The 20434-nt window shown below is 72.0% G+C and carries 22 protein-coding genes; 13 read left to right on the plus strand and 9 right to left on the minus strand.

Annotated elements, in window-relative coordinates; genetic code table 11:
- A partial coding sequence (locus QSJ97_RS17115) for an OmpA family protein (RefSeq protein ID WP_285673207.1) occupies positions 1 to 1529 on the plus strand: 1529 nt, incomplete at its 5' end.
- A gap of 93 nt (positions 1530 to 1622) precedes the next feature.
- Here the strand turns inward: QSJ97_RS17115 and QSJ97_RS17120 are convergent.
- Positions 1623 to 2537: an alpha/beta hydrolase fold domain-containing protein gene (locus QSJ97_RS17120; protein WP_285673209.1), complete on the minus strand. Its 915-nt coding sequence runs from the start codon at positions 2535 to 2537 to the stop codon at positions 1623 to 1625.
- Positions 2538 to 2674: 137 nt separating this feature from the next.
- Here QSJ97_RS17120 and QSJ97_RS17125 point away from each other — a divergent pair, with 137 nt between their 5' ends.
- The gene (locus QSJ97_RS17125; protein WP_285673211.1) at positions 2675 to 3487 is read left to right on the plus strand and encodes a hypothetical protein; all 813 of its coding nucleotides are present in this window, start codon (positions 2675 to 2677) and stop codon (positions 3485 to 3487) included.
- Positions 3488 to 3497: 10 nt separating this feature from the next.
- Here the strand turns inward: QSJ97_RS17125 and QSJ97_RS17130 are convergent, their stop codons facing one another.
- Positions 3498 to 3929: a DUF4864 domain-containing protein gene (locus QSJ97_RS17130; RefSeq protein ID WP_285673212.1), complete on the minus strand. Its 432-nt coding sequence runs from the start codon at positions 3927 to 3929 to the stop codon at positions 3498 to 3500.
- 166 nt (positions 3930 to 4095) lie between these two features.
- Here QSJ97_RS17130 and QSJ97_RS17135 point away from each other — a divergent pair, with 166 nt between their 5' ends.
- On the plus strand, positions 4096 to 5319 hold the full coding sequence (locus tag QSJ97_RS17135; RefSeq protein ID WP_285673213.1) for a class I SAM-dependent RNA methyltransferase: 1224 nt from the start codon (positions 4096 to 4098) through the stop codon (positions 5317 to 5319).
- 147 nt (positions 5320 to 5466) lie between these two features.
- The gene (locus QSJ97_RS17140; protein ID WP_285673214.1) at positions 5467 to 5736 is read left to right on the plus strand and encodes a hypothetical protein; all 270 of its coding nucleotides are present in this window, start codon (positions 5467 to 5469) and stop codon (positions 5734 to 5736) included.
- 90 nt (positions 5737 to 5826) lie between these two features.
- Here QSJ97_RS17140 and QSJ97_RS17145 read toward each other — a convergent pair whose 3' ends face one another.
- From QSJ97_RS17145 to QSJ97_RS17170, 6 genes are all read right to left on the minus strand, one after another.
- On the minus strand, positions 5827 to 6306 hold the full coding sequence (locus tag QSJ97_RS17145; RefSeq protein WP_285673216.1) for a DUF6505 family protein: 480 nt from the start codon (positions 6304 to 6306) through the stop codon (positions 5827 to 5829).
- Positions 6303 to 7016 (minus strand): biotin/lipoate--protein ligase family protein, encoded by a 714-nt coding sequence (locus QSJ97_RS17150; RefSeq protein ID WP_285673217.1) that lies wholly within the window; start codon positions 7014 to 7016, stop codon positions 6303 to 6305. The genes QSJ97_RS17145 and QSJ97_RS17150 overlap by 4 nt, the downstream gene beginning before the upstream one ends.
- Positions 7013 to 8131: an Mrp/NBP35 family ATP-binding protein gene (locus QSJ97_RS17155; protein ID WP_285673220.1), complete on the minus strand. Its 1119-nt coding sequence runs from the start codon at positions 8129 to 8131 to the stop codon at positions 7013 to 7015. The genes QSJ97_RS17150 and QSJ97_RS17155 overlap by 4 nt, the downstream gene beginning before the upstream one ends.
- Complete coding sequence (locus tag QSJ97_RS17160; protein WP_285673221.1) at positions 8128 to 8334, minus strand: DUF6494 family protein; 207 nt, start codon at positions 8332 to 8334, stop codon at positions 8128 to 8130. The genes QSJ97_RS17155 and QSJ97_RS17160 overlap by 4 nt, the downstream gene beginning before the upstream one ends.
- Positions 8335 to 8432: 98 nt before the next feature.
- Positions 8433 to 8822: a hypothetical protein gene (locus QSJ97_RS17165; RefSeq protein WP_285673223.1), complete on the minus strand. Its 390-nt coding sequence runs from the start codon at positions 8820 to 8822 to the stop codon at positions 8433 to 8435.
- Between the two features lie 47 nt (positions 8823 to 8869).
- Entirely contained in the window at positions 8870 to 10873 is a 2004-nt protein-coding gene (locus QSJ97_RS17170) for a 4Fe-4S binding protein (RefSeq protein ID WP_285673224.1), read from the minus strand.
- A 177-nt stretch (positions 10874 to 11050) separates the two neighbouring features.
- On the opposite strand from QSJ97_RS17170, the gene QSJ97_RS17175 reads away from it, so the two are divergent.
- The 6 genes from QSJ97_RS17175 to fdh3B all read left to right on the plus strand — a co-directional run bounded on the left by QSJ97_RS17175 (position 11051) and on the right by fdh3B (position 17057).
- Positions 11051 to 11623 carry a DUF3305 domain-containing protein gene (locus QSJ97_RS17175; RefSeq protein WP_285673225.1) on the plus strand — a complete coding sequence of 191 codons (573 nt, stop codon included), beginning with the start codon at positions 11051 to 11053 and terminating at the stop codon, positions 11621 to 11623.
- Positions 11620 to 12246 carry a DUF3306 domain-containing protein gene (locus QSJ97_RS17180; protein ID WP_285673226.1) on the plus strand — a complete coding sequence of 209 codons (627 nt, stop codon included), beginning with the start codon at positions 11620 to 11622 and terminating at the stop codon, positions 12244 to 12246. Before QSJ97_RS17175 ends, QSJ97_RS17180 begins: the two co-directional genes overlap by 4 nt.
- Positions 12247 to 12571: 325 nt before the next feature.
- Positions 12572 to 13180 carry a TorD/DmsD family molecular chaperone gene (locus tag QSJ97_RS17185; protein ID WP_285673228.1) on the plus strand — a complete coding sequence of 203 codons (609 nt, stop codon included), beginning with the start codon at positions 12572 to 12574 and terminating at the stop codon, positions 13178 to 13180.
- A gap of 92 nt (positions 13181 to 13272) precedes the next feature.
- Positions 13273 to 13455: a twin-arginine translocation pathway signal protein gene (locus QSJ97_RS17190; RefSeq protein ID WP_285673230.1), complete on the plus strand. Its 183-nt coding sequence runs from the start codon at positions 13273 to 13275 to the stop codon at positions 13453 to 13455.
- A gap of 94 nt (positions 13456 to 13549) precedes the next feature.
- Complete coding sequence (locus QSJ97_RS17195; protein WP_285673231.1) at positions 13550 to 16450, plus strand: formate dehydrogenase subunit alpha; 2901 nt, start codon at positions 13550 to 13552, stop codon at positions 16448 to 16450.
- A gap of 13 nt (positions 16451 to 16463) precedes the next feature.
- Positions 16464 to 17057, plus strand: a complete 594-nt coding sequence (fdh3B, locus tag QSJ97_RS17200) for a formate dehydrogenase FDH3 subunit beta (RefSeq protein WP_285673232.1) — start codon at positions 16464 to 16466, stop codon at positions 17055 to 17057.
- A gap of 129 nt (positions 17058 to 17186) precedes the next feature.
- Here the strand turns inward: fdh3B and QSJ97_RS17205 are convergent, their stop codons facing one another.
- The gene (locus QSJ97_RS17205; RefSeq protein ID WP_285673234.1) at positions 17187 to 17429 is read right to left on the minus strand and encodes a DUF2798 domain-containing protein; all 243 of its coding nucleotides are present in this window, start codon (positions 17427 to 17429) and stop codon (positions 17187 to 17189) included.
- 193 nt (positions 17430 to 17622) lie between these two features.
- Between QSJ97_RS17205 and QSJ97_RS17210 the strand changes: the two genes are divergently transcribed.
- From QSJ97_RS17210 to QSJ97_RS17220, 3 genes are read left to right on the plus strand one after another with little or no spacing between them, the layout of a single operon-like run.
- On the plus strand, positions 17623 to 18906 hold the full coding sequence (locus tag QSJ97_RS17210) for a formate dehydrogenase subunit gamma (protein WP_285673236.1): 1284 nt from the start codon (positions 17623 to 17625) through the stop codon (positions 18904 to 18906).
- Positions 18907 to 18919: 13 nt separating this feature from the next.
- A complete protein-coding gene (locus tag QSJ97_RS17215; RefSeq protein ID WP_285673237.1) occupies positions 18920 to 20284 on the plus strand; it encodes a c-type cytochrome in 1365 nt (454 codons plus the stop codon).
- The gene (locus tag QSJ97_RS17220) at positions 20281 to 20412 is read left to right on the plus strand and encodes a hypothetical protein (protein WP_285673238.1); all 132 of its coding nucleotides are present in this window, start codon (positions 20281 to 20283) and stop codon (positions 20410 to 20412) included. Before QSJ97_RS17215 ends, QSJ97_RS17220 begins: the two co-directional genes overlap by 4 nt.
- The last annotated feature ends 22 nt before the right edge of the window (positions 20413 to 20434 follow it).

The following is a 20434-nucleotide window of genomic DNA, read 5'->3' on the forward strand; positions in this document are numbered from 1 at the left end:
CGGCGGAGCGCGATGCCAGGGCCGAGGCGCTGGCGGCGGCCGAGGCCGAGGCGGCGGAGAAGGGCGCGGCGCTGGCCGCGCTCGAGGCCGAGCGCGACCGGCTCGGCGCCGAGCTGGCGGCGATGGCCGAAGCACGGGAAGAGCGCGACGCGGCGAGGGCGAGCCTCGCCGAAATGGCGGCCGAGCGGGAGGCCCTGTCGGCGGCGGTCGCCCGGCTCGAGGCACAGGCGGCAGAGCGCGCGGCGCAGCTCGATGCGCTGGCCGAGAGCGGAGACAGCCTCGCCGCCGAGAAGACGCGGCTGGAGGCCGAGCGCGCCGCGGCGCTCGCGCTGATTGAGCGGCTGCGCTCCGAGGAGGCCACCCGCGGCGCCGCGGATGCCGAGCGGATTGCCGCGCTGGAGAGCACCGCTGCCGAGCAGTCGGGCGAGATCGCGGCGCTCCGGGCTGCCCGGGCGGAGGTCGAGGCGCTCAAGCAGGCGGCGCTGGCCCGGGCCGAGGCGCTCGAGGCCGAGCTCACCGAGGAGGAGCGCGCCCGGCGGGCGCTGGAGGCGGAGCGCCGGCTGGCACTGGCGCGGATCGAGGCGCTGGAGGGCGATCTCGACGCCGAGACCCGCGCCCGCCGCGAGATCGCCGCGCTGAAATCCGCCGCGGAGTCCGCGCTGGCCGAGCGCAGCGCGGCGCTCGACGCGGCGGAGACGGCACGCCGGGTCGAGGCGGCCCGCGCCGCCCGGCTCCGGCGCGAGCTGGCCGAGCGGGCCGGGGCGCTCGGCGAGGCCGAACGCGCGGCGGCGGACCGGGCGGCGGCGCTGGCGCTCGCCGAGGCCGATCTCGAGGCGCTCGCCCGCCAGCTCGAGGAGACCGAGGCGGCGGAAGAGGCCGCCCGCCGCGCCTCGGAGGTGCAGACCGCCGAGACCCGCCGCCTCAACCGCCAGATCGAGGCGCTGAGCGTGCAAGTCACCGGGCTTCAGGAACTGCTCGACCAGGCCGAGCTCAGCGAGGAGGAAAGCCGCGCCCGCATCGCGCGTCTCGGCGCCGAGCTGAACGACGCGCTGGCCGAGCGGGTCTCCGATCTCGAGCGCTTCCAGTCGGAATTCTTCAAGCAGATGGAAGGGCTGCTCGGCGGCCGCGAGGACATCGAGCGCGACGGCGACCGCTTCGTCTTCCAGTCCGAAGTGCTGTTCGAGACCGGCTCGGCGACGCTGGGCGCCGCTGGGCGGGCGGAGCTCGCCAAGCTCGGCGCGGTGCTGCGCCAGCTCGCCGAGCAGGTGCCCGAGGAGTTCGACTGGGTGCTCCGCGTCGACGGCCATACCGACCGTCAGCCGATGAGCGGCGGCCGCTTCGGCGACAACTGGGCGCTCAGCCAGGCCCGCGCGCTCTCGGTGGTGCGCTACCTGATCGAGGCGGAGGGGGTGCCGCCGAACCGGCTCGCCGCCACCGGCTTCGGCGAGCACCGCCCGATCGCCGAGGGCGACACGCCGGAAGCCTATGCCCGCAACCGGCGGATCGAGTTCAAGTTCACCGAGCGCTGAGGCGCATGGCCGGGGCGCGCTCCTCTGCCCGCCCGCAGGCGGCGGCGGGCGGCGCTCCGGGTCCGGCAAGCGGGGGTGGGCGACGCCGGCCGGTCAGTCCCGCGCAAGCGCTGCGATGCCGGCGCAGAGCGCGGCGAAGGCCGCCTTGGCCGCGGCGCTCCGGTGCCGGGCGCGCAGCCACATATGCGGCAGCCCCGCCTCGATGCGCAGCGTGACCGGAACCCCCGCCACGCGCAGCCTCTCCGCAAGGGCCGGGGCGTCGTCGCGCAGCGGATCGACCTCCGCGGCGGTTGCGTAGCAGGGCGCCGCGCCGTCCATGTCCACCGCCAGCAGCGGCGCAAAGCTGGGGTCGTCGAGAGGCGGCGGGCCGCCCGCCCGCGCCGCCTGCAGGGCAAGGATATCCGCCGTGGTGAGCAGCGGCGCCGTCGCGCAGTCGGCATAGGAGGCGAGCCCCAGCGCCTCGCCGCCCAGCGTCGGGTAGATCAGCGCCTGGCCCCTGAGTTCCGCCCGCCCGCGCAGCGCCAGCGCCACCGCCGCGGCGAGCCCGCCGCCCGCGCTGTCGCCCGCCACCACCGCCGGACCCTCGGCCAGCGCCGCCTCGGTTGCGGCCAGCGCATCCTCGAAGGCCGCCGGGTGTCGGTGCTCCGGGGCGAGGCGATAATCCACCGCGGTGAGCACGCAGCCTGTCGCTGCGGCGATCTCGGCGCAGACATCGTCATGGCTCTCGAGCCCGCCGAGCGAGTAGGCGCCGCCATGGCAATAGACGATCCGCACGCGGCCCGGTGCCCCGGGGGCATAGCTGCGGACCGGGATCGGCCCGGCCGGCCCGGGCAGGCTGGCATCCGTCACCGACACGCCTGCCGGGCGCGGCACCCGGAAATGCGCGGCCATCGCGTCATAGGCGCGGCGCTGGGCGGCGATGTCGCCCGGCGGCTCGGGCGGGAAGCCGTCGGCCTCGGCGACGAAGGCGGCGATCTCCGGGTCGGTGATGGCGGGGGACTGGGGCATCGGGATATCCTTCCGGGCGCAGGCATCGAACCGCCGCCGCGGCGCCGGGAAGCGCACAATTCGATGAAAAATCGAGCGAGTAAAGGAAGCATTAACCATCTCCCCGCACCCTGCGAGGCACAGAACGGGGATTTACCATGCGTCTGTTGCTCTCTGCCTGCGTGATCTGGGAACTGTTCGCCGCCGCGCCCTGGGGCGCCCTGCCGGCAGCCCGCGCCGGGGCCTGGACCCAGCAACCCGGCGCCGGGCAGATCATCACCGCCGTCAGCCGCCGCGCCAATCCGATCACCGGCTTTGCCGGCGGGCCGGTGGAGGACGACTCGACCTACACCTCGCTGTTCTTCGAATATGGCGTGATGGAGGGGCTGACCGTCGGCGGCACCGTGTTCATCGAGGTCTCCTCCGCCACCGATTCCGGCAACAACGCGGATTTCGGCGTGTTTGCCCGGGCGCGGATATGGCAGGGCGAGGGCGGCGACGTCGCCGCGGTGCAGCTCGGTGTCAAGCAGGATATCGGCGTGGTCTTCGGCGACAGCTTCACCCGGCCGGACAGCGACCCGACCAGCGAGGTCTCGCTGCGCGCGCTCTATGGCCGGGGCTTCGGCTTCGACTGGGGCAGCGCCTTCGTCTCGCTGGAGGCCGGCTACCATTTCCAGACCGATGGCGACGACGACGAGGTCCGCGCCGACATCACCGTGGGGGCGCAGCCCTGGTCCTGCTGCATGGGGCTGCTCAGCCTCTACGCGACCTACCCGGTGAGCGGCGAGGGCGACGACGGTGACCCGTCGCTGAAGCTGGCGCCCTCCTTCGCCTACAGCTTCACCATCGACGAGGCGGAGGAGGGCGAGCCGCCGCCGAAGCCGATCACCATCCAGATCGGCATCAGCCAGGACCTGCTCAACTTCGACGAGGGGCTCGGTTTCCAGTTCAGCGTCTGGCAGCCGTTCTGACCGCGCCGGCTCAGCTCGCGAGGCCGGGCAGGCGGCGCAGCTGCACGCCGCGGATGCGCCAGGCGCCGTCGGTCCGGCCCATCAGGTAATCGACCTCGAAGAGCCGGCCCTTGGCGTCCTCGAAGAGCACGGTCTTGACCTGCGCGCCGCCGGCGGTGGTCTCGAGCGCGCGCCACTCCACCCGGGCCGGGCGGTAGATCATCGGATAGCCCTGCCGCACCATCCGCCCGAAGCCGGCGGGGCTGCCGAACCTGGCCTGGATGCCCGGCGCGGCATGGGCGAAGGCGGCGGCGAAATCGTCCCGCGCGAAGGCGGCGAGCTGGTCGGCGATCACGCGCTCGATGGCGGCGTTGGGGTCGGCATCCTGTGCGCGCGAGGCGCCGGGAGCGAGCGGCAGGGCGAGCGCCAGCGCAAGGCCGAGCGCGCGGATCAGGCGGGTCATGACGCGGTCCTCCGGTGTCACTGCGTCACCGTGAGGATGCGGCGGCGCGGGCGCGGGTCAAGGGCGCGGGCCGCACCGCGCCCCATGGCCGTACCCTCGCGGATGGCCTAGACTGCGCCCTCCGCCGGCATTGGCCAGGTGGGTCGCGAGGCAGGACAGCAGACGGATGAGCGAAGACTTCGTGATCGAGCGCCTCGGTGCGCAGGGCGATGGCGTGGTGGCGGAGAGCGCGGTCTTCGTGCCGCTGACCCTGCCGGGCGAGACGGTGCGCGCGCGCCGCCTCGGCGACCGCGCGACGCTGGAGCGCGTGCTGGAGCCGTCGCCGGAGCGGGTCGAGCCCGAATGCCCGCATTACGGCAGCTGCGGCGGCTGCATGCTGCAGCATGCCTCGGACGAATTTGTCGCCGGCTGGAAGCGCGAGCTGGCGGCGGCGGCGCTGGCGGCGCGCGGCATCACCGGCATCGAGATCCGCCCGGTGCTGACCTCGCCCCCCGGCGCGCGGCGGCGCATCACGGTCGCGGCGAAACGCACGCGGTCGGGGGTGCAGATCGGCTTCCACGGCCGCGGCTCCGACATGGTGGTGGGGATCGACGCCTGCCTCGTCGCCGCGCCGCCGCTGATCGACGCGCTGCCGGGGCTTGCCGAGATCGCCGAGATCGCTGCCTCGCGCAAGGGACAGCCGCGGATCACCCTGACCCTCGGCGATGGCGGGGTGGACTGCGCGGTGACCGAGGCCAAGCCGCTCGACGGGCCGGGGCTGGCGCTGCTGGCCGGCATGGCGGCGCGGGCAGGCCTCGCGCGGCTGACCTGGAACGGCGAGGTCGCGGTCAGCCGGGTGCCGGTGCTGCAGCGCTTCGGCCGGGCCCGGGTGGCGGTGCCGCCGGGGGCGTTCCTGCAGCCGACGGCGGAGGGCGAGGCGGCGCTGGTGGCGGCGGTGGCCGAGGCGGTCGGCGATGCCGGCCGTGTCGCCGATCTCTTCGCCGGATCGGGCACCTTCGCGCTGCCGCTGGCGGAGCGCGCCGAGGTGCTGGCGGTGGAGGGCGAGGCGGCGGCGATGGCGGCGCTCGATGCCGGCTGGCGCGGCGCCGATGGGCTGAAGCGCGTGCAGTGCCTCACCCGGGATCTCTTCAAGCGCCCGCTCCGCCGCGACGAGCTCAAGGGGCTGGATGCAGTGGTGATCGACCCGCCGAGGGCCGGCGCGCGGGCGCAGTTCGAGCAGCTTGCCGAGACCCCGCCGGCGCGCGTCGCGAGCGTCAGCTGCAACCCCGCGACCTTCGCCCGCGACGCACGGATCCTGCTCGATGCGGGCTATCGGCTCGACTGGGTGCAGCCGGTCGACCAGTTCCGCTGGAGCCCGCATCTCGAGCTTGTCGGCGCCTTCAGCCGGTGAGCGCGGGCACGCAGCGCCGTTGCAGCCTCCAGGGGCCTTAGCCCGGCCGCAGTTCTCGATCGCTTCCGCCCATCGGCGTGCGGGCGCCGTGCCGTAGTCGGCAGGGTTCGCGGCCGCCCGTGCCCGCACCGCATCTGTTCGGGAGAGATGCAGGATCTTTTCCGTGATGCGCCGTCATGCGGGCGATGCGTGTTGCGGGACTGCCAGCGGCGACGGGCCGAAGGCATGACGCGCCATTTGGCCGAAGCCGCGGCAGGGCTTGGTGTTGCAACAGGTGGCGGCGCAACCGTCATCTTCCGGGCCGGATCGGCCAGCGCCAAATGTAGAGTTGCCGCGATGGCGATGCTCGGGATCGGAGGAAGCGCGCCGGTAACGGGTGATCTCCTGGCGCGCCCCTTCGCGTATTTGCCGCGGTAGGAAGGCCCGCCGGCTCACGCGCCGCGCGATGCGAACCTGCGGTCGGAGGTGTCGCCCATGGCCGGCAGCCGTGTGCCGAAACGTAGGTTTTCAGTCGTCGAGCGTGCCGTGGACGGCGAAGGCGTCGAGCTTCGCCTCGCGCGCCCGGATCGCCCGGAAGCTCTCGGACACGCCGGCATCGACGAGTTCGCGCTCCACCACGAGCAGCGTGTTGGGGTCGTGATCCTCGCACATGGCGCGCATGAAGCCGAGCTCCTCCGCCGCGACGGGGCGCGCGGTCTCGATGTCCGGGGCGCCGAACGCCTCGACGAAATGCGCCGCCAGCGTCTCGGTCAGCGCGGCATATTCCGCCTCGGTGATCTCGGTGACCGCGACGAAGGTGGCGCGGCCGAAGCTGCCGAGCCCGAGCCAGCCATTGGCGAATTCCTGCCGGGCCTGGCCGGCGAGCTGCTCCTCGCTCCAGTCGGAGAAGGCGAAGCCGCCGGATATCGCCCATTCGCCGGGCTCGGCGGCGCGGGCGAAGACCCGCTCGTCGCTCTCGTCGAAGCGGATCGTGCGCGCGAGCCTCATGACGCCTCCATCAGATGCGAATGCAGCGGGCGGAGCACGGTCCCGCCGCCGGATTTCACGAGCTGCCCGCCGGCCTCGTCGAGCCCGAGGAAGGTGCCGCCCTCCGGCAGCGCCTCGCCGAGCCGCCAGAGCCGCCCGCGCCAGCTCTCGTGCAGCGGCCTGAAGCCGCGATCGGTCCAGGTGTTGATCCAGACCAGGCTGTGCCGGCTCCAGCTCTCGACCAGCGCGCGCGCTGCGATCTCGCCACAGCCTTCCTCGTGCGCCCAGGTACGGTCCGGGTCGGCGCCGGGCACGGCATCCGGCGGCGGGATCAGGTCGAGCTCGAAGCCGACGACCATCCAGTCCGGCTCGGCGGCGGGGTCGGCGGTGGATGCGGCGGCCCTGATCCGGCCGCAGCGCGCGCCGTTGACCCGGATCGTTGCCGGCCATTCGATCTGCACGCCCACCTCCGGCGGCGCCAGCGCGCCGAGCGCATCGCCGAGGCCGAGCATCAGCGCCACCGCGCCGCCCGCCGCCTCTGCCAGCGACACCTCGGGGGCCAGCACCATCGCCGCCCGCGCGGTGGCCGGATCGTCGGCCCAGACCACGAGCCCCGGATCGGCCCCCACCGCCGCGCGCGCCACCGCCTTGGCGAAGGGGTCCTGCCCGGGGCGGGTCTCCTCGCCGGTCAGCAATGGCGGGAAGCTGGGGACGCCCGGGGCCAGGGTCATCGCATCGCGTCCAGCCCGGCGAGGCGCTCGGCGATGTCGAGGAAGGCGCGGGCCTGCGGGCTCGCGGGCTTCGCCGCCACGATCGGCGCGCCGCCATCGCCGGCCAGCCGGATGTCGAGATCGAGCGGCACCGCGCCGAGGAACGGGATGCCGAGCTTCTCCGCCTCGCGCGCCGCACCGCCATGGCCGAAGATATGCGCCTCGTGCCCGCAGCTGGGGCAGACATAGGTCGACATGTTCTCGATGAGCCCCATCACCGGGGTCTCGGTCTTGCGGAACATGTCGAGCGCCTTGCGTGCGTCGAGCAGCGCGATGTCCTGCGGCGTGGAGACCACCACGGCGCCGGTCACCTCGGCCTTCTGCGAGAGGGTGAGCTGCACGTCGCCGGTGCCGGGCGGGAGGTCGACCAGCAGCACGTCGAGCCCGCCCCACTGCACCTGGCGCAGCATCTGCTCGAGCGCGCCCATCAGCATCGGCCCGCGCCAGATCACCGCCTCGCCCTCGGGCACCATCATGCCGATGGAGATCGCGGTGACGCCGTGGTTGCGGAGCGGCAGGATGGTGGTGCCGTCGGGCGAGGAGGGGCGCCCCGAGATTCCCAGCATGCGCGGCTGGCTCGGCCCGTAGACATCGGCGTCGAGCAGCCCGACACGCTTGCCCTGCGCCGCCAGCGCCACCGCGAGGTTCGCCGATACGGTGGACTTGCCGACGCCGCCCTTGCCGCTGGCGATGGGCACGATCCGGTCGACGCCGGGGATGCGCTTGTCGGCCGGCTGCGCCGGCTTGCGGCGCCCGCCGGTGCCGAGATCGGGAGGCGGGCCCTTTGGGGTGCTGGTGCGCGAGGGCTGCGGCTCGGCGGAATGCGCGGTGAGGATCGCCGAGACCCGCGCGACGCCCGGCAGCGCCTCCACCGCGGCGGCGGCGGCGGCGCGGACCGGCTCCATCTCGGCGCCGCGGGCGGGATCGACCTCGATCACGAAGCTGACGCTGTCGCCGCTCACCGAGATCGCCTTGGCCATGTCGGCGGCGATCAGGTCCTTCCCCGTGCCCGGATCGACGATCCGCGCCAGCGCCGCGACAACCTCCTCGCGGGTGACGGTGCGGGTGTCGGTCATGCGCCCTCCCCGCCGGTGCCGGTGTCGATATCGCCCTCGATGACATGGTCGAGCCCGATCTCCGGGCAGCTGATCACCGCGCGCACGGTCACCTTGCCCTTGGGTCCGGCCGCACGCACCGCCGCCTCGATCTGCTGCTGCGAGGTCACGCCGACCTGCTTGAGAAACTTCCGCATCGACATGTTGAGCGCGTCGTCCGACATCGCGGTCACCTTTCCTGTGGTCCTGCGTTTGGGGTGGGGATGCCGAGCGGAAATGTCAAGTTTCCCGCCCCGCGCCCCCGCCGGGAGCCCGGTATCGGCTATTCCGTGCCGATCGGGCGCGGGCCGAGGCAGAGCTCGTTGGTTCCGACGATGCCGCGATCGCCGCATTCCGGCGGCAGCGGCGCCAGGCCCGGGGTGCTGCGCTGCGGCGGCTCGGCGGCGAGGCCGACCGGCTCGTCGGCATCGATGGCGAGCGCCGGGTCCTCGCCCGGCACCGGCCCGTCGGCGCGCAGGGTCAGCCCGGCCACCGGCTGCGGCGCGGGGGTGCTCTGCCAGTCATCCGCCGGCACCGTCGAGGGCAGCGCCTCGCGCACCACCTTCGGCTCGGCGGCGGGCGCGGAGGCGGGGGCGATCGTCGGCTTCGGAGCGGGGTCGGGCGCGGCGCAGGCGGCGAGCGCGAGCAGCAGCAGGGCGGCGGATCGGATCATGCGGGTCTCCCTCGAGGCCGGGCTGGGTGGTGGCGAGGGCAGGGGGCTCAGCCCTCGCCATCGCGCTCCTTCAGATAATCTTCGGTGGTGCGCACCTTCGGCCGCTCGCCGAAGCGGAACGGGGCGCTGTCGCCGTGATACTGCGCGCGGACCCGGCAGTCGTCGCACATCTGGATCAGCCGGGCATTGTCGGAGTTCCGGAACATCGCATGGGACGAGAGCTTCTCGGTGATCCGCTCGATGGTGGACTTCACGCCGAAGAGGGCGCCGCACTCGATGCAGGCGAAGGGCTCCTCCTCCTTGAGCACGCGCGGCGCGAAGGCGGCGTCCGAGAGTTCGAGCTGCGGCACGAGGCGGATCGCCGTCTCCGGGCAGAGCCCTTCGCAGAGCCCGCACTGGATGCAGGCCTCCTCGCGGAAGCTGAGCTCAGGCCGGTCCGGGTTGTCGGAGAGCGCGCCGGTGGGGCAGAGCCCGGCGCAGGAGAGGCAGAGCGTGCAGGCATCGGTATCGACCAGCACCGCGCCATAGGGGGCGCCGGCGGGCAGCGGCACCGGCGCCTCCGGCACGCCGCCCGCCAGGGCCCGCGCGGCAAGGCGCACGGTCTCGCGCCGGCCGCCGACAGCGAGGATCGGCTCGCAGCCATGCGGCGCGGGCGCGGGGCCGTGCAGGATCTCCATCAGCGCGTCGGGATCGGCCTCGTCGATCAGGCGGAGCCGGCCGGCACCCTGCGGTGCGGCGGCGAGGATTGCCTCGGCCAGCGCGATCTGGCCCCCGATCACCGCGCGCTCGGTCATCGGCGCGGCGAGGATGTCCACCGCCGAGAAGCCGAGCGCCAGCGCCGCCAGCATCTCGGCATGGCCGAAGCTCGCGAGCGCCGCGATCTCCATCGGCACCACCGCGCCGGGCAGCCCGCGCCCGTGCCGCGCGCCGAGGCGGATCATCTCGGCGCCGTGGCCCTCGTGCACCAGCAGCCGCGGGCCCTCGCCGCCGGCGGCGCGGAACGCCTCGGCCATCGCCCGCATCCGCCGGAAGAGATGCGCGACCGGGGGCTCCTCGGTGGCCGCCGCGCCGGAGGGGCAGACCGCCGAGCAGGCGCCGCAGCCGGCGCAGACCCCGGTATCGATGGTGACATGCTCGCCGGCCGGGCTGATCGCGCCGGTGGGGCAGACATCGAGGCAGCGCGTGCAGCCGGTCTGCTCGGCGCGGGAATGGGCGCAGAGGCTCTCGGTCAGGCGGATGTGGAGCGGCTTCTCGAAGGTGCCGGTGAGCTGCGCCGCCTCGAACAGCACGCGCTCCACCGCCAGCGGGTCGCACGGGTCGGCGCGCAGATAGCCGTCGCGCTTCTCCGGGGCGGGCACCAGCGGCGTGCCGCCGGAGAGGTCCACCACGATGTCGCAGGCCGAGCGGGCGCCATCGGCCGGCTTGCCGAAGGCGCGCGCGCCCCGCCCCGCCGGGGCGAGCTCGGCGAAGGCATCCACGGTGAGCTCGAAGCGCCCAAGCGAGCCCGCGAGATTGCGGATCCGCCCCGTCACCACATCCGCCCCGGCCGGCGGCGCGGCGATCTCGGGCCGGTCGGTCAGCATCACGGTGACCGTCAGCACCTCGGCCAGCCGGGCGGCGGCGGGCAGGGCAACCGCCTCCGCGCCATAGACGAGGCAGAGCCCGGCGCTCTCGACATCGAAGAGCGGCAGATCCGGCGCCGGCAGGCGGGCATCGGCGACCAGCGCCGCCATCTTCGGGCCGACCGCCTCGCCCGGCCCGGCCCAGCCGGCGCGGTCGCGGATGTCGACCCAGCCGAGCCGCTCCATGGCCGCCGCATCCTCGGCAATCTCGGCGAAGCGCGCAGCCTCCTGCTCGCAGGCGACGAGCACCGGCCCCGGCCTGGACAGCGCCTCGGCCACCACCCCCGCCTCGGCCCGGCAGAGCTCGGCGTGCAGCCGCGAGCAGGCCAGCCCGGTGCCCCTGGCGATGGCCGCGGCGTCCGGCGCCATGCTGCCCCGGCAGTCGCAGAGCAGGAGCCGCGCCTTGTCGAGGGCCACGATCTCGGCCATGTCTCGTCCTCCCATGATTTGCCCGGAGCCTAGCCCAAGCCCGGCCCTGCGCAAGCCCATCTGCATGCGGCCCCGGCGGCCGCCGGCGCAATTGTGCAGTCTGCGCTTGGAAAACCCCGGCGATCCCCTCCATATATGCAGCGGAGCCCTGCTGCGGCAGGGCCGGGAGGAACAGAGATGTCGGAGCTCGAGAAGACCGCGGTGATCCCGCTCGGTGTGGTGCTGCGCAAGCAGCCGGGGGTGACGCGCTGGGCGCGCTGGGTGTGGCGCGCCGCGGCGGTGCTGCCCGGCGCCGGCCCGGCAAGCTGGCACGTGATGCGCCGCGACGGCGAGGCGGTGGAGTATCACGCCGCGACCCTGCCGCTCGAGCTGCACCGGGCCGAGACCGAGGCCTACCGCGTCGCGCTCTCCAACCAGCCGCCGGTGGTCTATGTCGTGCTGCGCCCGGCCGAGGAGGACGATACCGACGCGCCGGAGGAGATGCGGGTGCATTGCGTCACCGCCTCGCCCTTCGATGCGCAGGACTATCTCGACAGCGGCGAGGAGCTGGTCGAGCCGGTGCCGATGCCGCCGGCGCTGATCGCCTGGGTCGGGTCCTTCGTCGACCGCCACCATGTCGACCAGCCCTTCAAGAAGCGCCGGCGCGACCGGGTGCGCATCGACGATACCGAGGACGGGCGCGGCGATCCGCGGATCCGGCAGGAGGCCGACGTCTTCCGCAGCCCGGCCGGCCGGCGGCGTCTGCAATGAGCGGCGGGGACAGCGACGGCGAGGGCATGCTCTCGCGCTGGTCGCGGCGCAAGCGCGCGGCGGCGGCGGAGCCGGAAGCGGAGCCCGCGGCGGCCGTGCCCGCCGGGCCGGAGCCCGCAGCCGAACCGGAGCCGGAGAAGACCGACGAGGAAATCCTCGCCGAGCACGGCCTGCCCGATCCGGACGATCTGAAGCCGGGCGACGACATCCGCGGCTTCATGAACAAGGCGATCCCGACGCGGCTGCGCAACCGTGCGCTGCGCAAGCTCTGGGTGTCCAACCCGGTGCTCGCCAATCTCGACGGGCTGGTGGACTATGGCGAGGACTTCACCGATGCCGCGACGGTGGTAGAGAACCTTGCCAGCGCCTGGGAGGTCGGCCGCGGCTATCCCAAGCCCGAACCCGTGCCCGAACGAGAGCCCGAGGCAGAGGACGGGGACCAGCCTGCCGACACGCCCGAGGCGGGCGGCGCGGAGCCGGCACCGGAGGCGGCGAATGCCGAGCCCGATGCCGAATCGCCGGCCCTCGAACCGCCCGCGCCGCCCTCCGCACCGGCCTCCGGCGGCCTGGCGAGGGCGCCGCGCCGGATGCGTTTCGCGATCGGCGAGAGCGAGACCGGCTGAGCCGTCCCGCACTGCCGCATGGCCTTGCAACCACCCGGCCGAACCGGTTTCCACGGCTTTTTCATCGTATTTCCGGAATGATCATGCGCGATCTGCAAGTCGGCAGCGGCCCGGGCCGAAGTCGGCGCTGCGTCGCGATGCCGATAACGGCGACCGGTTTGCTCGCCTTCTGCGTGTCGCGACTTTCATTACCCTGGGTAAATTCGCAGATGCGGTAAATCTGACTAATTGAATCATATATATTATTCGATTGACGGCGGCCCGGCTTTTGCTAGCGTTGTCTGGCTAGCAGAGCGCGCCAAAAGAACGCGCGAATGGGAGAACAATGGCACAAGCCGGTCAGACAGCCCTGGCCGTTGCGGAGGAAGACATCCTCCGGGCGGACCTTTACGATATGATGGCGGCGCTCCTCGCGCATCCCCCGAACCGGGCCCTGCTCGATCGGGTCGCACGGCTTTCGGGCGACGAGACCACGCTCGGCAAGGCGGTGGGCGCGCTGTCGCGCCTGGCGCGGGCGACCACGGAGAAGGCGGCGGAGCGGGAGTTCAACGCGCTCTTCATCGGCCTCGCACGCGGCGAGCTGCTGCCCTATGCGAGCTATTACCTCACCGGCTTCCTCAACGAGAAGCCGCTGGCCCTGCTGCGCTCCGACATGCGCCGGCTGCAGATCACCCGGGCGCCCAATGTCTACGAGCCGGAGGACAACATCGCCTCGCTCTGCGAGATGATGGCCGGGCTGATCCGCGGCCGCTTCGGCCAGCCGGCGGAGCTCGCCACGCAGCGCGATTTCTTCTCGGCGCATCTCGGCCCCTGGGCGGAGCATTTCTTCACCGATCTCGAGGGCGCGGAAGGCTCGGTCTTCTATGCGCCGGTCGGCTCGGTGGGCCGCGCCTTCATGGCGATCGAGCGCGAGGCCTTCCGCATGGGCGCCTGAACGCGGCGCGCGGGAAACGACGGCACGACGAGACGCGACAAGACGACGAGACAGAGACGAGACGAGACGACGAGACAGAAAGGAGTGAGACAATGTCGGACGAGAAAGCGGCCAGCCGCCGCGACTTTCTGAAGCTCGCGGCAACCGCGGCCCCGGCTGCGGCCGTGGCGGCGGTGGCCGGCGGCACGGCCGAGGCGGCCGCGCCGGAGACCGCGACATCGGGTCTGCGCAAGACCGAGCATGTCGAGAAATATCTGGAGAGCGCCCGCTTCTGAGGCGCCCTCCGGCCCCGGGTGACGGTTGCGTGACGCCCCGATCCCGATGCGTACCAAGACGCCGGGCCTGGCCCGGTACTCCAGGGAGAGAACCATGCTGAGGAAGAAGACCAACGGGGTTGCGGGACGCCCCCGGCAGATGTCGCCCCTCGCACAGGCTGCGAATACCGCCGTCGACCGGCGCGCCTTCCTGCGCGGCTCCGGGCTCGCGATCGGCGGGCTCGCGGCGCTCGGCGCCACCGGCGGAACCGTGACGCGCGCCGAAGCCGCCAGCGCGGCCGGCGGCAAGGTCGAGATCCGGAAATCCGTCTGCACGCACTGCTCGGTCGGCTGCACCGTGCTCGCGGAGGTGTCGGACGGCGTCTGGGTCGGGCAGGAGCCCGGCTGGGACAGCCCGTTCAACCTGGGCGCGCACTGCGCCAAGGGCGCCTCGGTGCGCGAGCACGCCCATGGCGAGCGCCGCCTGAAATACCCCATGAAGATGCAGAACGGCGAATGGGTTCGCATGTCGTGGGAAGATGCCATCAACGAGATCGGCGATGGCATGCTGAAGATCCGCGAGGAGAGCGGCCCGGATTCGGTCTACTGGCTCGGCTCGGCCAAGCACAACAACGAGCAGGCCTATCTCTTCCGCAAGTTCGCCGCCTACTGGGGGACCAACAACGTCGACCACCAGGCGCGGATCTGTCACTCGACCACGGTCGCGGGTGTTGCCAACACCTGGGGCTACGGCGCGATGACCAACAGCTACAACGATATCCACAATTCCCAGGCGATCTTCGTGATCGGCGGCAACCCGGCCGAGGCGCATCCGGTCTCGCTGCTGCACCTGCTGAAGGCCAAGGAGGAGCGCAACGCGCCGCTGATCGTCTGCGATCCGCGCTTCACCCGCACCGCGGCGCATGCCGACGAGTATGTCCGCTTCCGGCCCGGCACCGACGTGGCGCTGATCTGGGGCATCCTCTGGCACATCTTCGACAACGGCTGGGAGGACAAGGAGTTCATCCGCACCCGCGTCTGGGGGATGGACCAGATCCGGGCCGAGGTCGCGAAATGGACGCCGGAGGAGACCGAGCGGGTTACCGGCACCCCGGGCAGCCAGCTCAAGCGCGTGGCGCGGACGCTGGTGAACAACCGGCCCGGCACCGTGATCTGGTGCATGGGCGGCACCCAGCACACCAACGGCAACAACAACACCCGCGCCTATTGCGTGCTGCAGCTCGCGCTCGGCAACATGGGCATCTCGGGCGGCGGCACCAACATCTTCCGCGGCCATGACAACGTGCAGGGCGCGACCGATCTCGGCGTGCTGAGCCACACGCTGCCGGGCTATTACGGGCTGAAGACCGGCTCGTGGAAACACTGGGCGCGCGTCTGGGCCGGCGAGAAGACCGCCAGCGAGAAGGCGGAGGACGAGTACAACTTCATCCTCGGCCAGTTCGGCTCCAAGGAGCTGATGGAGAGCAAGGGCATCCCGGTGTCGCGCTGGATCGACGGCGTGCTCGAGGATGCGGCCAACATCGACCAGCCGAACAATCTCCGCGCCATGGTGCTGTGGGGCCACGCGCCCAACTCGCAGACCCGCCTGGTCGAGATGAACCAGGCGATGAACAAGCTCGACATGCTGGTGGTGATCGACCCGTATCCGACGGTCTCGGCGATCCTGCACGACCGCAAGGACGGGGTCTATCTGCTGCCGGCCTGCACGCAGTTCGAGACCCGCGGCTCGGTGACCGCGTCGAACCGCTCGCTGCAGTGGCGGGAGCAGGTGGTCGACCCGCTCTTCGAGAGCAAGTCGGACCACGAGATCATCTATCTGTTCGCCGAGAAGTTCGGGTTCGCCGAAAGGTTCTTCCAGAACATCGCGATGGACAGCGAGACCGAGCCGAATGTCGAGGACATCACCCGCGAGTTCAACGCGGGGATGTGGACGGTGGGCTATACCGGCCAGTCGCCGGAGCGCATCAAGCTCCACATGGAGTACCAGCACACCTTCGACCGGACCACGCTGCAGGCCGTCGGCGGCCCGGCGGACGGCGACTATTACGGCATGCCCTGGCCCTGCTGGGGGACCGCCGAGATGGGCCATCCCGGCACGCCGAACCTCTACGACATGTCGAAGCCGGTTTCCGAGGGCGGGCTCACCTTCCGCGCCCGCTTCGGCACCGAGCGCGACGGCGACAACCTGCTCGCCGAGGGGGTCTACTCGGCCGGCTCGGAGATCCAGGACGGCTATCCCGAGTTCACCATGCAGATGCTGATGGATCTCGGCTGGGACGGCGACCTGACCGACGAGGAGCGGGCCGCCATCGACGGGGTCGCGGGGCCGAAGACCAACTGGAAGACCGACCTCTCCGGCGGCATCCAGCGGGTCGCGATCAAGCACGAGTGTGCGCCCTTCGGCAATGCCAAGGCCCGGGCCGTGGTGTGGACCTTCCCGGATCCGGTGCCGCTGCACCGCGAGCCGCTCTACACCCCGCGGCGCGACCTGGTGGCCGACTACCCGACCTATGACGACCGCAAGGCCTATCGCCTGCCGACGAAATACGCCTCGATCCAGGCCGTCGACCATGCCGGCGAGTACCCGATGGTGCTCACCTCCGGCCGGCTCGTGGAGTATGAGGGCGGCGGCGACGAGACCCGCTCCAACCCCTGGCTCGCGGAGCTCCAGCAGGAGATGTTCGTCGAGGTGAACCCCTTCGATGCCAACAATCTCGGCATCAAGGACGGTGAGCAGGTCTGGGTCGAGGGTCCCGAGAAGGGCCGCGTGAAGGTTGCCGCCATGGTCACCGAGCGCGTCGGCCGCGGGGTCGCCTTCATGCCCTTCCACTTCGGCGGGCATTTCCAGGGCGAGGATCGCCGGTCGCACTATCCGAAGGGGGCCGACCCCTATGTGCTCGGCGAGAGCTCCAACACCGCGCAGACCTATGGCTACGACTCCGTCACGCAGATGCAGGAGACCAAGGCCACGCTCTGCAAGATCATGAAAGCGTAAGGAGGCGTAACTCATGGCACGCGCAAAATTCCTTTGCGACGCCGAGCGCTGCATCGAGTGCAACGCCTGCGTCACTGCCTGCAAGAACGAGCACGAGGTGCCCTGGGGCATCAACCGGCGCCGGGTCGTCACGATCAACGACGGCAAGCCCGGCGAGCGGTCGATCTCGGTCGCCTGCATGCACTGCTCGGATGCGCCCTGCATGGCCGTCTGCCCGGTCGACTGCTTCTACCAGACCGATGACGGCGTGGTCCTGCACTCCAAGGACCTCTGCATCGGCTGCGGCTACTGCTTCTATGCCTGCCCCTTCGGCGCGCCGCAGTATCCGCAGGCGGGCAATTTCGGCAGCCGCGGCAAGATGGACAAGTGCACCTTCTGCAACGGCGGCCCGGAGGCGGACACCTCCAACGCCGAGTTCCAGAAATACGGCCGCAACCGGATCGCGGAAGGCAAGCTGCCGATCTGCGCCGAGATGTGTGCCACCAAGGCGCTGCTGGCCGGGGACGGTGACGACGTCTCCGACATCTACCGCCAGCGCGTCGTCGCCCGCGGCTTCGGCTCGGGCGCCTGGGGCTGGGGCACCGCCTACGACAGCAAGGCCAACTGAGCCATCGTTCCGGTGGCCGGCGCCGGTTCTCCGGCGCCGCGCCCTGCCGGACCTTGGCCCGGCATGAAGGACGCCCCGGCGATGGCACGCCGGGGCATCGCGTTCGGGCCGAACCGGCGGCGGCTTGGCTCAGGCCTCTTCGGTGCGCTCGGGCGGCTTGCCCACCAGCGCATGGGTCACGCGCAGGGCCAGCGGATGCGCCAGCAGGACCGCGGGAACGGCGATCGGAAGCGCGATCGACCAGGCCGTGAGCCAGCGCAGCGCGAAGCCGCCATCGATGCCGGTATTGATCGCGGTGATCACCGCCGACATGACGAAGGACATGATCACGGCCATCACGATCGGGAAGACAAAACGGGTCGCGCCCTGCATGAATGGTCTCCTTTTCGCAACCCAATATAACGCCGTGGCGCGCGCTTTCACCCGTCCCTACCGGGAAGCGGCTTTGCGCCCCGGCAATGCCCGCGGGCGCGCCGGGGCTGCCCTGCGGGTCCGCTTGACACCCCGCGGGGCCCGCCTCAAGCTTCCGCAAAACGGACGGCACAGCCGACAGGGAGGATACGGCATGCACACGCGATCCCGCGTTGCGCCACTCATGCTCGTGGCCATGGCCACGGTTCTGTTCGCGGCCCTCGTGGGCACGGCGCTGGCCCAGGAGGGCTCGGGGACCGCCCAGCCTCCCGCCGCCGCCATCACCCTCGACGACGTGATGAGCCAGGTGCGCAGCACCGCCGGCGGCTCGGTGCGCCCGCCCGCCGATGCGGTGACCAATGCACCGGCGCAGCCCGGCATCTCCCGCCAGCGCGACGCCGAGGCCGGCGCGGCCGGGATCGAGGCACTCGGCACCCGAGGGCCGAACTCCGACACCACGCTCTGGGCCGAGATCCGCCATGGCGAGCAGGTCAGCACCCAGGCATCCGGGCGCGCGGCGAACTTCCTCGTGCAGGATGCCGGGATGAGCTGGCTCCAGCTGCGCGCCAAGGGCGGCCCGCTGCAATACTGGGGCGCCATCGCGCTCGGCGGCATTGTCGGGCTGCTCGCGCTGTTCTACCTGCTGCGCGGGCGGATCCGCGTCGAGCACGGGCTCTCGGGCCGTCTGATCGAGCGCTTCAAGGGCTGGGAGCGCTTCGGCCACTGGCTGCTCGCCAGCTCCTTCGTGCTGCTCGCGCTGACCGGGCTCAACCTGCTCTTCGGCAAGGACTATCTGATGCCGCTGATCGGCAAGGAAGCCTTCGCCACGGTCACGCAGGCCGGCAAATGGGTGCACAACAACGTGGCCTGGGCCTTCATGCTGGGGCTCGCCTGGGTGTTCGTCGCCTGGGTGCTGCACAACCTGCCCTCGCGGCACGACCTGATCTGGATGGCCAAGGGCGGCGGGCTCTTCGTCAAGGGCGTGCATCCGCCGGCGAAGAAGTTCAACGCCGGGCAGAAGCTGATCTTCTGGAGCACCATCGTGCTCGGCGCCTCGGTTGCGGCCTCGGGGCTGTCGCTGCTGTTCCCCTACGAGATGGCGATGTTCGGCCCGACCTTCGCCAAGCTCAACGCCTGGGGGGTCTCCGAGGCGCTGCTGGGGCGGCAGCTCGAGGCCGAGCTGACGCTGATCCAGGAGATGCAGTATGCGCAGCTCTGGCACACCATCGTGGCCTTCGCGATGATGGTGATCATCCTCGCGCATATCTATATCGGCTCGGTCGGGATGCAGGGCGCCTTCGATGCGATGGGCTCCGGCATGGTCGACCGCAACTGGGCGCTCGAGCATCACAGCCTCTGGGTCGAGGAGGAGGATGCGAAGGCCGCCCGCAGGGGCGAGGCGCGCGCCGGCGACAGCGCCGCGACCCCCGCCGAGTGAGGCGCGCCCGGCGATGCGGCCCGCCTTCCTTGCAATCCTGGCCCTGCTGCTCGGTGCGGGGCTCGCAGCGCCCGCCGCGGCCAACGGGCTCCTGCGGCTCGAGGGGCATGGCGGGCCGGTCAAGGGCGTCGCCGTCGCGCCGGACGGCAAGGCGGCGCTGACCGCGAGCTTCGACTATGCCGTCGGGCTCTGGTCGCTGGAGACGGGCGCGCTCACCCGCTGGGCCGAGGGCCACCGCGCCGCGGTCAATGCGGTGGCATTCCACCCGGATGGCAGGCATTTCCTCTCCGCGGGCGACGATTTCGCGCTGATCCTCTGGGAGCGGGAGACCGGCCGCCCGCTGCATCGGTTCGAGGGGCATCGCGGCAAGATCCTCGCGCTCGCGGTCTCGCCGGACGGGCGCATCGCCGCCACCGCGGGCTGGGACGGGCGCATCGGGCTCTGGGATCTCCAGGCGCGGACGCGGCTCGGCTGGCTCGAGGGGCACCGCTCGAATGTCAACGACGTCGCCTTCTCGGCGGATGGGGCGCGGCTCTACAGCGCCTCCTATGACGGCACGCTGCGGCTCTGGGACGTTGCCGCGCGGGCGGAGCGGGCGGTGCTGGTCTCGCACGGTTTCGGCATCAATCACCTGGTGCTGGAGGAGCGGGCCGGCTGGCTCGCCTATGGCGCGGTGGACGGGGCGGTGCGGGCGCTCGATCTCGCCACCGGGGCGGAGATCGCCGATCTCACCGCCGACCGCCGGCCGATCCTCGCCCTCGCCCTGTCGCCGGACCGGCAGAGCCTCGCGGTGGGCGACGGCGAGGGGCATATCGTGGTGATCGACACCGCGCGCTGGACGATCGTGCGCGATTTCCGCGCCGCGCTGCGCGGGCCGATCTGGGCGCTGGCCTGGGACCGCTCGGGCCGGCTGCTGGCGGGCGGGATCGCCGACGAGGCGGTGCTCTGGCCGGTGGGGACCGAGGCCGGGGAGGGCGCCGACGAGGCCGCGCTCTTCGCCGCCGGCGCCCGGCATTTCCACCGCCCGCCGGAGGAGATGAGCAATGGCGAGCGGCAGTTCGTGCGCAAATGCGCGGTCTGCCACACGCTGGCGCCGGATGGCGGGCGCCGCGCCGGGCCGAGCCTCTGGGGCCTGTTCGGCCGCGAGGCCGGCAGCCTGCCCGGCTACAGCTATTCCGAGGCGCTGCTGCGCTCGGAGATCGTCTGGACCGCGGAGACCGTCGACCGGCTCTTCGCCGAGGGGCCGGACCATGTCACGCCGGGCTCCAAGATGCCGATGCAGCGCATCGCCCGGCCCGCAGACAGGCGCGACCTGATCGGCTATCTCAGGGCCAGCACCGGCCCGCGCGCCGAACCGATGGGGAGTACGTCCGAATGAAAGCCTTCCTTATCGCCGTCCTCGCCATGGCCGCGATCGCCGCGGGGGCGGATTACGCGCTCGACCACTATGCCGGCTTCTCCGCCGCCGACGTGGCGAGCGGGGACAGCGTGCGGCTCGGCAACTGATCGCGCGCGCCAGGGGCCCGAC

Source organism: Paralimibaculum aggregatum, assembly GCF_030270585.1.
Classification (GTDB): Bacteria; Pseudomonadota; Alphaproteobacteria; order Rhodobacterales; family Rhodobacteraceae; genus Thermohalobaculum; species Thermohalobaculum aggregatum.

Excerpts from the sequence above, each read along its gene's own strand:
- fdh3B (WP_285673232.1), top strand. The coding sequence starts at position 16,464 with ATGGCACGCGCAAAATTCCTTTGCGACGCCGAGCGCTGCATCGAGTGC.
- QSJ97_RS17145 (WP_285673216.1), bottom strand. The coding sequence starts at position 6,306 with ATGAGGCTCGCGCGCACGATCCGCTTCGACGAGAGCGACGAGCGGGTC.
- QSJ97_RS17150 (WP_285673217.1), bottom strand. The coding sequence starts at position 7,016 with ATGACCCTGGCCCCGGGCGTCCCCAGCTTCCCGCCATTGCTGACCGGC.
- QSJ97_RS17190 (WP_285673230.1), top strand. The coding sequence starts at position 13,273 with ATGTCGGACGAGAAAGCGGCCAGCCGCCGCGACTTTCTGAAGCTCGCG.
- QSJ97_RS17185 (WP_285673228.1), top strand. The coding sequence starts at position 12,572 with ATGGCACAAGCCGGTCAGACAGCCCTGGCCGTTGCGGAGGAAGACATC.
- QSJ97_RS17215 (WP_285673237.1), top strand. The coding sequence starts at position 18,920 with ATGCGGCCCGCCTTCCTTGCAATCCTGGCCCTGCTGCTCGGTGCGGGG.
- QSJ97_RS17175 (WP_285673225.1), top strand. The coding sequence starts at position 11,051 with ATGTCGGAGCTCGAGAAGACCGCGGTGATCCCGCTCGGTGTGGTGCTG.
- QSJ97_RS17120 (WP_285673209.1), bottom strand. The coding sequence starts at position 2,537 with ATGCCCCAGTCCCCCGCCATCACCGACCCGGAGATCGCCGCCTTCGTC.
- QSJ97_RS17205 (WP_285673234.1), bottom strand. The coding sequence starts at position 17,429 with ATGCAGGGCGCGACCCGTTTTGTCTTCCCGATCGTGATGGCCGTGATC.
- QSJ97_RS17165 (WP_285673223.1), bottom strand. The coding sequence starts at position 8,822 with ATGATCCGATCCGCCGCCCTGCTGCTGCTCGCGCTCGCCGCCTGCGCC.
- QSJ97_RS17170 (WP_285673224.1), bottom strand. The coding sequence starts at position 10,873 with ATGGCCGAGATCGTGGCCCTCGACAAGGCGCGGCTCCTGCTCTGCGAC.
- QSJ97_RS17140 (WP_285673214.1), top strand. The coding sequence starts at position 5,467 with ATGCAGGATCTTTTCCGTGATGCGCCGTCATGCGGGCGATGCGTGTTG.
- QSJ97_RS17160 (WP_285673221.1), bottom strand. The coding sequence starts at position 8,334 with ATGTCGGACGACGCGCTCAACATGTCGATGCGGAAGTTTCTCAAGCAG.
- QSJ97_RS17220 (WP_285673238.1), top strand. The coding sequence starts at position 20,281 with ATGAAAGCCTTCCTTATCGCCGTCCTCGCCATGGCCGCGATCGCCGCG.
- QSJ97_RS17130 (WP_285673212.1), bottom strand. The coding sequence starts at position 3,929 with ATGACCCGCCTGATCCGCGCGCTCGGCCTTGCGCTGGCGCTCGCCCTG.
- QSJ97_RS17125 (WP_285673211.1), top strand. The coding sequence starts at position 2,675 with ATGCGTCTGTTGCTCTCTGCCTGCGTGATCTGGGAACTGTTCGCCGCC.
- QSJ97_RS17210 (WP_285673236.1), top strand. The coding sequence starts at position 17,623 with ATGCACACGCGATCCCGCGTTGCGCCACTCATGCTCGTGGCCATGGCC.
- QSJ97_RS17155 (WP_285673220.1), bottom strand. The coding sequence starts at position 8,131 with ATGACCGACACCCGCACCGTCACCCGCGAGGAGGTTGTCGCGGCGCTG.
- QSJ97_RS17135 (WP_285673213.1), top strand. The coding sequence starts at position 4,096 with ATGAGCGAAGACTTCGTGATCGAGCGCCTCGGTGCGCAGGGCGATGGC.
- QSJ97_RS17195 (WP_285673231.1), top strand. The coding sequence starts at position 13,550 with ATGCTGAGGAAGAAGACCAACGGGGTTGCGGGACGCCCCCGGCAGATG.
- QSJ97_RS17180 (WP_285673226.1), top strand. The coding sequence starts at position 11,620 with ATGAGCGGCGGGGACAGCGACGGCGAGGGCATGCTCTCGCGCTGGTCG.